Raw genomic sequence first — 11,991 nt, forward strand, 5'->3', positions numbered from 1 at the left:
CTCGTCCCCGCGACCGATCAACCCGAAGGGCATCGCCATGACCGACACCACTCTGTCGTCCTCCGCCGAGACCCGCGAGCACGGCGTGGGCCTGACCGCCGCCGCCTCCGACAAGGTGAAGAGCCTGCTCTCGCAGGAGGGTCGCGACGACCTGCGCCTGCGCGTGGCCGTGCAGCCCGGCGGCTGCTCCGGACTCATCTACCAGCTCTACTTCGACGAGCGCTACCTCGACGGCGACAAGGTCGTCGACTTCGACGGCGTCGAGGTCATCGTCGACGACATGAGCGTGCCGTACCTCGATGGCGCGAGCATCGACTTCAAAGACACGATCTCGGAGCAGGGCTTCACGATCGACAACCCCAACGCGCAGGGCTCCTGCGCCTGCGGCGACAGCTTCCACTGAGCTCTGCCGCCGCTCGACGGCGCCGCTTTCGAGAACCCCCGGGACCCACGGATCACACCGTGGAAACCGGGGGTTCTCGATGTCTCGGCACTGGACGAATGGCCTGAGAACAGTGAGAGGTTGCCGTAGACTGTCAAAGCTTCATCCACGACCCGGAAAGGTGCATTGTGCCCTCCAAACGTCGCCTTCGCTGGGCAGCGCTCCCTCTCGGGATCGCGTCCGTCGCACTCCTCTCGGGCTGCACCACGACCCAGCTGCACGGATTCCTGCCCGGCTTCGTCGATGACGGCACGCCCGCGACGAACCACACCGACATGGTCGCCGGCCTGTGGGTCAACTCGTGGATCGTGCTCCTCGCCGTGGGTGTCATCACCTGGGGCCTGATGCTGTGGTCGGTCATCGCGTACCGCCGTCGCAAGGGCCAGTCGGGCCTGCCGGTGCAGCTGCGCTACAACATGCCGGTCGAGATCTTCTACACGATCGTCCCGCTGATCCTGGTCGTCGGTTTCTTCGCCTTCACGGCGCGCGACCAGAACACGCTCGAGACGCAGTACGACGACCCCGACGTGTCCATCACGGCCTACGGCAAGCAGTGGGCGTGGGACTTCCAGTACAACGGCGAAGAAGAAGACAACTCCGACGCCGTGTACTCGATGGGCGTCCAGGCCAAGGCCACCTCCGACGGGTACGACCTCGACGACGTGCCCACCCTCTACCTGCCGGTGAACAAGACGGTCAAGATCGACCTCCGCTCGCGCGACGTCATCCACTCCTTCTGGATCATCGACTTCCTGTACAAGAAAGACATGTACATCGGCCGCGACAACGAGTGGTCGTTCACGCCCACCCGTGAGGGCACGTACGAAGGCAAGTGCGCCGAGCTGTGCGGTGAGTACCACTCCGCCATGCTCTTCAACGTCAAGGTCGTCAGCGAGGCCGAGTACGAAGACTACCTCGACTCCCTGCGTCGCGCCGGCGACGTGGGTGACATCAGCGACCTGTCGCGTCTGCAGAACCTGACGACGACCGGTACCGAAGGGAACGAGTGATCATGGCCACGACGCTTCCGCTCCAGGGGACGGGCCCTTCGCGGCCGACGACTCTCCCGCCGCGTCAAGCCGCACTGCTGAGCACCACGCGTGTCGAGCAGAAGGGCAACCTGGTCGTCAAGTGGATCACGTCCACCGACCACAAGACCATCGGGTACATGTACCTGATCGCCTCCGTCATGTTCTTCATGCTCGGTGGAGTGATGGCGCTTATCATCCGTGCCGAGCTGTTCGAGCCGGGCATGCAGATCATCCCGACCAAAGAGCAGTACAACCAGCTGTTCACCATGCACGGCACGATCATGCTCCTCATGTTCGCGACGCCGTTGTTCGCCGGCTTCGCCAACGCCCTGCTCCCGCTGCAGATCGGTGCGCCCGACGTGGCGTTCCCGCGTCTGAACGCGTTCGCGTTCTGGCTCTTCCTGTTCGGCTCCACGATCGCCGTGTCGGGCTTCCTCACCCCTCAGGGTGCGGCCGGCTTCGGATGGTTCGCCTATCAGCCGCTCGCCAACGCGAGCTTCTCCCCGGGTGTCGGTGGAAACCTCTGGATGCTGGGTCTCGGCATCAGCGGTTTCGGCACGATCCTCGGTGCGGTGAACTTCATCACCACGGTGCTCACCATGCGTGCACCGGGCATGACGATGTGGCGCATGCCGATCTTCTCGTGGAACACGCTCATCACGAGCATCCTGATCCTGCTCGCGTTCCCCGTGCTGGCCGCGGCCATCTTCGCCGCCGCCGCCGACCGTGTGCTCGGCTCGCACATCTACAGCCCCGAGAACGGCGGCGTTCTGCTCTGGCAGCACCTGTTCTGGTTCTTCGGTCACCCCGAGGTGTACATCATCGCGCTGCCGTTCTTCGGCATCGTTTCCGAGATCTTCCCGGTGTTCAGCCGCAAGCCGATCTTCGGCTACAAGACGCTCGTATACGCGACCATCGCGATCGCCGCCCTGTCGGTGGCCGTGTGGGCGCACCACATGTACGTCACGGGTGGTGTGCTGCTGCCGTTCTTCGCCCTCATGACGATGCTGATCGCGGTGCCGACCGGTGTGAAGATCTTCAACTGGATCGGAACGCTGTGGCGAGGCTCGGTCACGTTCGAGACACCGATGGTGTTCGCTCTCGGCTTCCTCGTGTCGTTCGTGTTCGGTGGTCTGACCGGTGTCATCCTGGCTTCGCCCCCGCTGGACTTCCACCTCTCCGACTCGTACTTCGTGGTCGCCCACTTCCACTACGTGGTCTTCGGCACGGTCGTGTTCGCGATGTTCGCCGGCTTCTACTTCTGGTGGCCGAAGTGGACCGGCAAGATGCTCAACGAGCGTCTCGGCATGGTGCACTTCTGGATGCTGTTCATCGGCTTCCACATGACCTTCCTCATCCAGCACTGGCTCGGTGTCGACGGCATGGTCCGCCGCTACGCCGACTACGCCGCTGCCGATGGGTGGACGTGGGAGAACCAGCTGTCGACGGTCGGTTCGATGATCCTCGGCGCCTCGATGATCCCGTTCCTCCTCAACGTGTGGATCACGGCTCGCAAGGCACCGCGCGTGACGGTGGACGACCCGTGGGGCTACGGCGCATCGCTCGAGTGGGCGACGTCCTGCCCGCCGCCCCGTCACAACTTCACCTCCATCCCGCGTATCCGCAGCGAGCGCCCCGCGTTCGACCTGAACCACCCCGAGGCCGGTATCCCGGTCGGTGTGGGCCCGGCCAAGGACGCCCCGGATGCGCCCGTCGTGGATGCCGCTGCTGGAGAGGTCAAGTAAGCCGATGCGTACCAATACCAACCTCTGGTGGATTCTCGCGGTCTTCTCCTTCCTGATCGCCGCCGTCTACACCGTCTGGAGCCTGCTCCAGCACGGCGGCGTCGAGTGGGTCGGCACGGTCGCCCTGGCGTTCCTCGGTCTCATGTCGACGATGATCGCCTTCTACATCGGGCGCGTCCTCAAGGCGCAGCGCGGTGAACTGCCCGAAGACACGCTGACGGCCGACATCGACGACGGCGACCCCGAGATGGGTGAGTTCAGCCCGTGGTCGTGGTGGCCGATCGTGCTCGCGGCTTCCGCGGCGATCGCCGTGATCGGTCTCGCCGTGGGCAGCTGGCTCGTCCCCGTCGGATTCGCGGTCTTCGTGGTCGCCATCGTCGGCTGGGTGTACGAGTACTACCGCGGGTACTTCGCGCGCTGATCCTGTGCCCGTTCGGCTGATAACGGCCGCCGTCTCGGATGCCGGCGCCCACCGTCCCACCAACCAGGACGCCGCCTTCGCGGCGTCCTGGGGTGCGGCCGTCGCTGATGGCGTCGGAGGCGGTCCGTCTGGTGATCTCGCGTCGGCGGCCTTGGTGCATCGCCTGGTGGCGACACGCGGTGGGGGTCTCGATGCCGATGGGCTTCTCGTGCGTATCCGCGAAGCGAACTGGGACATCCGAGCGCACGTCGAGCGTGACCCGGCTCTCGAGGGCATGGCCACCACGTTCACCGGCATCTTCCTGAGTACGACCGGAGATCTGCTGCTCGCGCACACGGGCGACTCGCGCGCCTACCTCTTGCGTGACGGCGAATTCTCTCGCGAGACGCGCGATGACTCGTACGTGCAGGCGCTGGTCGACCACGGCATCATCCCGCCCGAGGCGGCGGCGGCGCACCCCCGACGCAACATCATCACGGCGTCACTGGGTGGCGCAGAAGGCGACGTCGTGTCGGTGGCGGAGCGCCCGCCGCGGGTCGGCGACCGCTGGGTCCTGTGCAGTGACGGGCTCACCGACTACGTGCCCGAAGCCGACGTCGCGCGTCTCATCGCCGACGCCCACGATCCGCGCGCGGCAGCTGCGTCCGCCGTGGCCCTCGCACTCGAGGCGGGGACGCGCGACAACGTGACGGTCGTCGTCTGCGACGTCGTCGACGACGATGACACGGTGACGACGGAGCCCGTGTTCTTCGGTTCCGCCGCTCGCTGGTTCGCAGAGGACGTCGAGACGGCCTGACGACGGCGCCCGGGGTGCTTCCTGCTGGTGTGGGTCCCATGTCTCGCGCTGCACGCTTCCATCGGTCGCGTTGGCGCTTGCGTTCGCGTGCGCGCTTCCGGCAGGGCGAGGCGGCCTCGCATCCCCGTGGACGCCCGCTGAGCCTCCGAGCGCGCGCCGACAGCCTGATCGTTCCGTCGTGTGACGGAACGGGCCGCTGGCGCGCTCTTTGGCGCGTGTGGCGGTCGGTCGCGAGTCCGGCTATCCGTCGCCTCGGGCGTAACGGTGTGCGCCCTACACCTCAGCTCACGCTGTGCTCGAGCGCGGCACGCGCGAAGGCGTCGATCGCTGCCCCGGCCAGCTCGGCGCTCCGCGGGCCTCCGTGTCCGTCCTCCTCGACGATCTCGAGGCGGCTGCCGGGCCACGCGCGGTGCAGTTGCCAGGCGGTGAGGGCGGGCCCGCTGATATCGCGCCGCCCGTGTACGAGCACCCCGGGGATGCCCCCTAGTTCGTGGGCGCGGGGGAGGACCGCCTGCTCGCCCGGCAGGAAGCAGTCGCGGGCCCAGTAATGCGTCGCCAGCGTCGCGAAGTTGAGACGGTGCCGCGCGTCCTCGTGGAGGGGGCCCGGTTTCGCCAGGGGACCGAGCGAGATGTGAGTCGCCTCCCAGGCATCCCATCTGTCGCCGGCGTCGATGCGCACCCGCGGGTCGTCGTCTGTCAGCAGACGTGCGTATCCGTCGATGGTCCGCTCGTCCGTTCGCAGTGGCTCGCGCAATCGCTCGTGCGCTTCCGGAAAGACCGGAGCGATCCCGTCGGTGATCCAGTCGATCTCCCACCGGCCGCCGGTCGTCACGGCCAGGTTCACGATGGCGGATACACGCCGTGGGTGAGCCAACGCGTACGCCAGGGCGAGCGTGGAACCCCATGAGACGCCGTGCACGAGCCATGCGTCCACGCCGAGGTGCTGGCGGAGCGCTTCGATGTCGTCGACCAGGTGCGCGGTGGTCTGGATCTCGAGGCTCGCGAGGTCGTCGCACGCCCATGGTGTGCTCTTCCCGCATCCGCGCTGGTCTAGGCCGATGATGAGGTGGAGTTCCGGATCGAAGCGCCGACGATAACCGCCCTTCCCGAGTCCTCCGCCCGGGCCACCGTGGAGATACAGGGCCGGTCGACCCGCCGGGTTGCCCGAGGCCTCCCAGTACAGCAGGACCCCGTGAGGGCGCTCCAGGAAACCATGCGTGAAGGGCTCGAGAGGCGGGTGCTGCATCCCGGCATCCTATGGCAGGGGACGAGGGATGCCGTGGGCGCACCGGTCCGACGTCACGACGGGCGGAAGACACCGGGTCTGCCACCGGGCGCTGGTGCGTGTCAGTGCCGCACCACCATCACGGTCGGATCGAACACGCGCTCGCACGGTCCGCCGTCGTTCTCGAACGGTTGCCCCTCGCGAACCCAGTACTCGTAGCCGCCGATCATCTCCTTCACCGAGTAGCCGAGCTGGGCGAAGGCGAGAGCGCCCTTCTGCCCGGCGTTGCAGCCGGGGCTCCAGCAGTAAACCACCACGGGAGTGCCCCGGTCGAGCTCGAGGGGCGCGCGCTCCGCGATCTGTCGGTAGGGCATGTGCACAGCGCCCGAGATCCGCCCCTGCGCCCACGCCTCGTCGCCGCGCACGTCGACGAGCACGAACCGTTCTCCCGCCCTCTGCGCGGCGTAGACGTCCGACGGGTCGGTCTCGACGGCGAGGCGGTTCTGGAAGTACTGCACAGCATCGGTCATGCCTCAACGCTAGAGAGAAGCGGGCCCCTGGGGGAGTGATGAGGATGCCACGGTGCCGCGGGTTCCTGCCAGAGCGCCGCCGCCACCACGTCGTAGCGAGGAGAGCCCACGCCGAATGCACCGCGCGAACGACGAAGCCCCGGTGTCGATGACACCGGGGCTTCGTCGGAGGCGCTTACTCGTTCTTGTCGCGCGGTCCGTTCAGGCCCTTGGGGGCCGGGAACTCGACCTCGACCCGCTCGCCGACGGCGTTGCGGGGGCGACCGTCTTCGTCAGCACGGGCATCGGCGCCGGCGATCTCGTCGGCCTCTTCGTGAGCGATGTGGTCGAGCTCGTGGTGCTGGTGCGCCACCGCGGCGTCGATCTCGGCCTGCGTCAGCGGAGCGAGACGGTCCTCGAAGAACCAACGCGACACCGAGGCGCGAACGTTCTCGTGCCAGGGGATCTGACCCTTGTCGTTCGGGCGGACGACGAGAGGCTCGTACGTCTCGTTGTCGACCAGCTTCCAGCGCTCGTACTCGTCGACGGGCTGGTGGACCTCGATGTACTCGCCGCCGGGGAGGCGCACGATGCGGCCCGACTCGTAGCCGTGCAGAGCGATCTCGCGGTCCTTCTTCTGCAGCGCGATGCACATGCGCTTCGTGACGAAGTAGGCGAGGATCGGGCCCAGGATCAGCAGGGCCTGCAGGGCGTGGATGACGCCCTCCATCGTGAGGTGGAAGTGCGTCGCGATGATGTCGGACGACGCGGCGGCCCACATGACGGCGTAGAACGTGACACCGGCCGCACCGATCGCGGTACGCGTCGCGGCGTTGCGCGGACGCTGCGCGATGTGGTGCTCGCGCTTGTCGCCCGTGACCCACGCCTCGATGAAGGGGTAGACCAGCACCAGCACGATGAACAGACCGAGCACGGCGACGGGGAAGATGATGTTCCACGACCACGTGTGGCCCCAGAGCACGAACTCGAGGTGCGGCGGCACGAGACGCAGGGCGCCGTCTGCGAAGCCGATGTACCAGTCGGGCTGCGTACCGGCCGACACGGGGGAGGGGTCGTACGGGCCGTAGTTCCAGATCGGGTTGATCGTCACCAGCGCCGCGATGAGCACGATGACACCGAACGTGATGAAGAAGAAGCCACCCATCTTGGAGGCGTACACCGGCATCATCGGGTAGCCCACCACGTTGCTGTTCGTGCGGGCGGGGCCGGCGAACTGCGTGTGCTTGTTGATGATCATCAGCATGAGGTGCACCGCCAGCAGCGCGACGAGGATCGCCGGCAGCAGGAGGATGTGCAGCGTGTACAGGCGACCGACGATCGCGGTGCCGGGGAACTCGCCGCCGAAGAGCAGGAACGAGGTCCAGGTGCCGATGATCGGCAGACCCTTGATCATGCCGTCGATGATGCGCAGACCGTTGCCCGACAGCAGGTCGTCGGGGAGCGAGTAACCGGTGAAGCCCTCGGCCATCGCGAGGATGAAGAGGATGAAGCCGACGACCCAGTTGAGCTCGCGGGGCTTGCGGAACGCACCCGTGAAGAACACGCGCAGCATGTGCACGCCGATGCCGGCCACGAACACGAGGGCGGCCCAGTGGTGGATCTGACGGACGAGGAGGCCACCGCGCAGGTCGAACGAGATGTGCAGCGCCGACTCCATGGCGGCGGACATCGCGATGCCGCGCATGGGCTCGTACGCACCGTTGTAATGCGTCTCGACCATGGATGCCTGGAAGAAGAACGTCAGGAAGGTGCCGGATAGCAGTACGACGACGAAGCTCCACAGGGCGATCTCGCCGAGCATGAACGACCAGTGGTCGGGGAAGACCTTGCGGCCCAGCTCTTTGACGATGCCCGACATGCTGGTGCGCTCGTCGAGATAGTTCGCCGTGGCGCCGACGAAGCGGCCGCCGAGCGGCTTGCCGTCACGCCCCGCGGGAGCCTGCGGCGGACCCGAGTAGACGGCCGGTTCGGTCGTGACGTTCTCGGTGGGGTGAGTACCGGTGCTCATGAGCGCTCCCAGAAGCTGGGGCCGACGGGCTCGTGGAAGTCACTCTGCGCGACGAGGTAGCCCTCGGCGTCGACGGTGATGGGGAGCTGCGGCAGGGGACGGGCGGCCGGGCCGAAGATGACGGCCGCACCGTTGGCGACGTCGAACTGCGACTGGTGGCAGGGGCACAGGAGGTGGTGGGTCTGCTGCTCGTACAGCGCGACGGGGCAGCCGACGTGCGTGCAGACCTTCGAGTACGCGATGATTCCGTCGTACGACCAGTCCAGGTTGTTGGTCTCGGGATTGAGCTGCTCGGGCTGCATACGCATGAGCAGGACGATCGCCTTGGCCTTCTCTTCGAGGTAACCCTCGTCGTGCCCGAGGCCCGCGAGTTCTTCCGGGATGACGTGGAAGGCGGAGCCGAGGGTGACGTCGGCCGCGCGGATCGGACGACCCGAGGGGTCGTGCGACAGGCGCATGCCCTCTTTCCACATGGTGTGGCTGAGGAGCTTGACCGGATCCTGGTCCTGCGGCGCGAGACCGCGGAACAGGGTGATGCCGGGGATGATGGAGGCCGCCAGCGCGGCGAACATCGAGTTGCGGATGATCTCGCGACGTCCGAATCCGGAGTCCTTGTCGGCCTCGGCGAAGACGTTGATCGCACCCTCGCGAACCTCGTCGCGGCCGCGGGTCGCGTGGCGGTCCTCGATGTACTCCTTGTCGGACATGACCGACTTGCCCCAGTGGATGGTGCCGATGCCGATCGCCAGCAGCGCGAACGCGATGCCGAGCCCGATGAAGAGGTTGTTGTAGCGGATGTCGATCATCGCGCCCGACTCGATCGGGAAGATCATGTAGGCGATGCTCGCCCAGATGCTGGCCGCGACCGAGACGTAGAACAGGGTGTAGACCGTGCGGACCGCACGCTTCATCTCCTGCGGATCCTTATCGGTCATCCGCTGGCGGTGACCGGGAAGACCGGGGTTCTGTGCGGCGTCGGGAACCGCGACGGCGAGCCCCGAGCCGGGCTTCCAGGAAGCCCTCCCGTGCTCGAGTGCGTCGTCCTCGTGTGCCATGGTGCTCCTCGTGCGTTTACGTAATGTCGAAGACGACGGTCAGTTGGACTTCGCCGTGATCCACACGGTCAGGGCGATGAGCGCCCCGATACCGAAGATCCAGATGAACAGACCCTCGGAGACCGGGCCCAGAGACCCGAGGGCGTAGCCACCGGGGGAGTCGGTCTTCTGCAGGTACATCAGGTACGAGATGACGTCGCGCTTGTCTTCGGGGGTGAGGTTGAGGTCGTTGAACACCGGCATGTTCTGCGGACCCGTCACCATCGCCGCGTACATGTTGACCGGGCTGACGGTGTGCAGGTCGGGTGCCCACTTGCCCTCGGTGAGGGCGCCGCCCGCGCCGGCGACGTTGTGGCACATGGCGCAGTTGATGCGGAACAGCTCGGCGCCGTGGGCGAGATCGCCCTCGCCGTCGACGAGCTCTTCCGTCGGGTACTGCGGACCGGGGGCGGCCGACTGCACGTACGCCGCGATGGCGTTGATCTGCTCGTCGGTGAACTGCACCGGCTTGACCGGAGCCTGCGGCCCCTGTGCCTGCAGCGGCATACGACCGGTCGAAACCTGGAAGTGCACCGACAGCTCGCCGACGCCGAACAGCGACGGTCCCTGCTGGCTGCCTTCGAGGTCGAGACCGTGGCACGTGGCGCAGTTCGCCTGGAAGAGCTTCTGGCCCTCTTCGACCGCGGTGGCGGAGTTGGCCTCGCTGACGGGCGTGCTGGAGGTGGCGGCCATCGCCGCCGATGCGCCGGCGTAGACGCCTCCGGTCAGGAGGAGTCCGATACCGATCAGCGCGGCGGCGGCCAGGGGGCTACGGCGCCCGGACGCCCGACGAGTCTTCTTCTCGCGTGCCATGTGGAGTACAGCTCTCTTACTTGAGGAAGTAGATGACGAAGAACAGGGCGATCCAGACGACGTCGACGAAGTGCCAGTAATAGGACACGACGATCGAGGTGGTCATCTCTTTGCGGCCGAAGTTCTTCACGGCGTACGCGCGACCGATCACGAGCAGGAAGGCGATGAGGCCACCCGTCACGTGCAGGGCGTGGAAGCCGGTGGTGAGGTAGAAGGCCGAGGCGTAGGGGTTGGCGCTGATGGGCATGCCCTCCGCCACCAGCGTCGCGTACTCCCACACCTGACCCGACACGAAGACCGCGCCGAGGATGAAGGTGAGGTAGAACCACTCCACCATTCCCCAGCGGCGCCAGAAGGAGTTCGCCTTGACCGTGTACGGCTGGTACCGCTCGGCGGCGAAGACGCCCATCTGGCACGTGACCGACGACAGCACCAGGATGATGGTGTTGACGGTCGCGAAGGGGACGTTGAGCAGCTGGGTCTCTTCGGCCCACAGGGAGGCGGAGGTGCTGCGCAGGGTGAAGTAGATCGCGAACAGGCCGGCGAAGAACATGACCTCGCTGCCCAGCCACACGATGGTGCCCACGGCGACCGGGTCGGGTCGCTTCACGGCACGCACGGCCTGGGAATACGTCGCTGAGGTCGTCACCGTTCCATTATGCGCGATCCGCAGGCCCGATCTTCCCATCCCGAAGATGAGTTATTCCATCGTCGAGACTTAGGGAAGCCTCAGAATCCGCAAGGAATCCCCGGTACGGCCCGACTTCGCCCGACGGCCACCTCGGCACGGTCGCGCCACACGCGTGTGAAAGGATCATGGCATGGCGGAACGCTTCACCTGGCCCGATCTGCTCTCGTCGCTGCTGGCGGGCGACGACCTCAGTGTCTCGGAGTCCACCTGGGCGATGCGACAGGTCATGGCGGGTGAGGCGACGCCCTCCCAGCTCGCGGGATTCCTGATCGCGCTGCGGGCGAAGGGCGAGACCGTCGAGGAGATCGTCGGCTTCCGCGACGCGATCCTCGAGGCGGCCGTTCCTCTCCCCGTGCGAGCGGAGGTACTCGACATCGTCGGTACGGGCGGTGACCGCTTCGGCACCGTGAACGTCTCGACCATGGCGGCGGTCGTGGCCGCGGCATCCGGAGTTCCCGTCGTCAAGCACGGCAACCGAGCGGCCAGCTCGGCGTCGGGATCGAGCGACGTGCTGTCTTCTCTGGGCATCGCCCTCACGCTGGCGCCGGAGCAGGTCGCCGAGACGCTCGAGCGCACGGGCATCACCTTCGCGTTCGCGTCGGCGTTCCACCCCGGGTTCCGCCACGCCGGTCCCACCCGGGCCGAGCTCGGCGTGCCCACCGTCTTCAACTTCCTCGGGCCCCTGTGCAACCCCGCGCGCGCCGAGGCCAACGCGGTCGGTGTCGCCCACCTCGACCGCGTGCCGCTGATCACGGGTGTGTTCCGCACGCGCGGCGCGACGGCACTCGTGTTCCGCGGCGACGACGGCCTCGACGAACTCACCACGACGGGCCACAGTCGCCTGTGGGAGATCAGCCGCGGCGACGTGCACGAGCACGACCTGGATCCGCGAGACCTCGGCATCCCCCTCGCCGACATCGACGATCTGCTCGGCGGATCGCCGGATCACAACGCCGACGTCGTGCGCCGGGTGCTGTCGGGCGAGACCGGACCGGTCCGCGACATCGTCCTGCTGAATGCGGCGGCGGGCCTGGTGTCGTACCGCTTGTTCCAGGATGCCGCCGAGGTGCAGCGTCCGATCCTGGAGCGCCTCGCCGAGGCTATGGCCGACGCCGCCGCAGCGGTCGACGACGGCCGGGCCTCGGCCAAGCTGGGTGACTGGGTCGAGACGACGAAGGCCCTGGCGGAGTAGCGC

The 11,991-nt window shown here is 67.0% G+C and carries 12 protein-coding genes; 6 read left to right on the forward strand and 6 right to left on the reverse strand.

Annotated features, from left to right (window positions below; all coding sequences use genetic code 11):
• Positions 1-37 precede the first annotated feature (37 nt).
• The 5 genes from erpA to AS029_RS09885 all read left to right on the forward strand — a co-directional run bounded on the left by erpA (position 38) and on the right by AS029_RS09885 (position 4,435).
• Positions 38-403: an iron-sulfur cluster insertion protein ErpA gene (erpA, locus tag AS029_RS09865; protein WP_058232406.1), complete on the forward strand. Its 366-nt coding sequence runs from the start codon at positions 38-40 to the stop codon at positions 401-403.
• A 167-nt stretch (positions 404-570) separates the two neighbouring features.
• The gene (gene ctaC / locus AS029_RS09870) at positions 571-1,452 is read left to right on the forward strand and encodes an aa3-type cytochrome oxidase subunit II (RefSeq protein ID WP_082642245.1); all 882 of its coding nucleotides are present in this window, start codon (positions 571-573) and stop codon (positions 1,450-1,452) included.
• A 2-nt stretch (positions 1,453-1,454) separates the two neighbouring features.
• Positions 1,455-3,218, forward strand: coding sequence for an aa3-type cytochrome oxidase subunit I (ctaD, locus tag AS029_RS09875; protein ID WP_058232492.1), 1,764 nt, complete (start codon positions 1,455-1,457; stop codon positions 3,216-3,218).
• Between the two features lie 4 nt (positions 3,219-3,222).
• The gene (locus AS029_RS09880; RefSeq protein WP_058232408.1) at positions 3,223-3,639 is read left to right on the forward strand and encodes a cytochrome c oxidase subunit 4; all 417 of its coding nucleotides are present in this window, start codon (positions 3,223-3,225) and stop codon (positions 3,637-3,639) included.
• Between the two features lie 4 nt (positions 3,640-3,643).
• Positions 3,644-4,435 (forward strand): PP2C family protein-serine/threonine phosphatase, encoded by a 792-nt coding sequence (locus AS029_RS09885; RefSeq protein ID WP_058232409.1) that lies wholly within the window; start codon positions 3,644-3,646, stop codon positions 4,433-4,435.
• A gap of 280 nt (positions 4,436-4,715) precedes the next feature.
• Here AS029_RS09885 and AS029_RS09890 read toward each other — a convergent pair whose 3' ends face one another.
• From AS029_RS09890 to ctaE, 6 genes are all read right to left on the reverse strand, one after another.
• Entirely contained in the window at positions 4,716-5,681 is a 966-nt protein-coding gene (locus AS029_RS09890; protein WP_058232410.1) for an alpha/beta fold hydrolase, read from the reverse strand.
• A 101-nt stretch (positions 5,682-5,782) separates the two neighbouring features.
• Positions 5,783-6,190 carry a rhodanese-like domain-containing protein gene (locus tag AS029_RS09895; RefSeq protein ID WP_058232411.1) on the reverse strand — a complete coding sequence of 136 codons (408 nt, stop codon included), beginning with the start codon at positions 6,188-6,190 and terminating at the stop codon, positions 5,783-5,785.
• A gap of 175 nt (positions 6,191-6,365) precedes the next feature.
• Positions 6,366-8,198: a cytochrome bc1 complex cytochrome b subunit gene (gene qcrB / locus AS029_RS09900; RefSeq protein WP_058232412.1), complete on the reverse strand. Its 1,833-nt coding sequence runs from the start codon at positions 8,196-8,198 to the stop codon at positions 6,366-6,368.
• Positions 8,195-9,253, reverse strand: a complete 1,059-nt coding sequence (gene qcrA, locus AS029_RS09905) for a cytochrome bc1 complex Rieske iron-sulfur subunit (protein WP_058232413.1) — start codon at positions 9,251-9,253, stop codon at positions 8,195-8,197. Before qcrA ends, qcrB begins: the two co-directional genes overlap by 4 nt.
• Positions 9,254-9,292: 39 nt before the next feature.
• Positions 9,293-10,105, reverse strand: a complete 813-nt coding sequence (gene qcrC, locus AS029_RS09910; RefSeq protein WP_058232414.1) for a cytochrome bc1 complex diheme cytochrome c subunit — start codon at positions 10,103-10,105, stop codon at positions 9,293-9,295.
• A 16-nt stretch (positions 10,106-10,121) separates the two neighbouring features.
• Entirely contained in the window at positions 10,122-10,793 is a 672-nt protein-coding gene (gene ctaE, locus AS029_RS09915; protein WP_082642246.1) for an aa3-type cytochrome oxidase subunit III, read from the reverse strand.
• Between the two features lie 133 nt (positions 10,794-10,926).
• Between ctaE and trpD the strand changes: the two genes are divergently transcribed.
• Positions 10,927-11,988, forward strand: coding sequence for an anthranilate phosphoribosyltransferase (gene trpD / locus AS029_RS09920; RefSeq protein WP_058232416.1), 1,062 nt, complete (start codon positions 10,927-10,929; stop codon positions 11,986-11,988).
• Positions 11,989-11,991 lie beyond the last annotated feature (3 nt).

It is taken from the genome of Microbacterium enclense, assembly GCF_001456955.1.
GTDB lineage: Bacteria > Actinomycetota > Actinomycetes > Actinomycetales > Microbacteriaceae > Microbacterium > Microbacterium enclense.

What these genes read in the sequence shown, in the direction of transcription:
- ctaE (WP_082642246.1), bottom strand. Translation starts at nt 10,793, where the DNA reads ATGGGAAGATCGGGCCTGCGGATCGCGCATAATGGAACGGTGACGACC.
- qcrC (WP_058232414.1), bottom strand. Translation starts at nt 10,105, where the DNA reads ATGGCACGCGAGAAGAAGACTCGTCGGGCGTCCGGGCGCCGTAGCCCC.
- qcrB (WP_058232412.1), bottom strand. Translation starts at nt 8,198, where the DNA reads ATGAGCACCGGTACTCACCCCACCGAGAACGTCACGACCGAACCGGCC.
- erpA (WP_058232406.1), top strand. Translation starts at nt 38, where the DNA reads ATGACCGACACCACTCTGTCGTCCTCCGCCGAGACCCGCGAGCACGGC.
- trpD (WP_058232416.1), top strand. Translation starts at nt 10,927, where the DNA reads ATGGCGGAACGCTTCACCTGGCCCGATCTGCTCTCGTCGCTGCTGGCG.
- AS029_RS09895 (WP_058232411.1), bottom strand. Translation starts at nt 6,190, where the DNA reads ATGACCGATGCTGTGCAGTACTTCCAGAACCGCCTCGCCGTCGAGACC.
- ctaD (WP_058232492.1), top strand. Translation starts at nt 1,455, where the DNA reads ATGGCCACGACGCTTCCGCTCCAGGGGACGGGCCCTTCGCGGCCGACG.
- AS029_RS09880 (WP_058232408.1), top strand. Translation starts at nt 3,223, where the DNA reads ATGCGTACCAATACCAACCTCTGGTGGATTCTCGCGGTCTTCTCCTTC.
- qcrA (WP_058232413.1), bottom strand. Translation starts at nt 9,253, where the DNA reads ATGGCACACGAGGACGACGCACTCGAGCACGGGAGGGCTTCCTGGAAG.
- AS029_RS09890 (WP_058232410.1), bottom strand. Translation starts at nt 5,681, where the DNA reads ATGCAGCACCCGCCTCTCGAGCCCTTCACGCATGGTTTCCTGGAGCGC.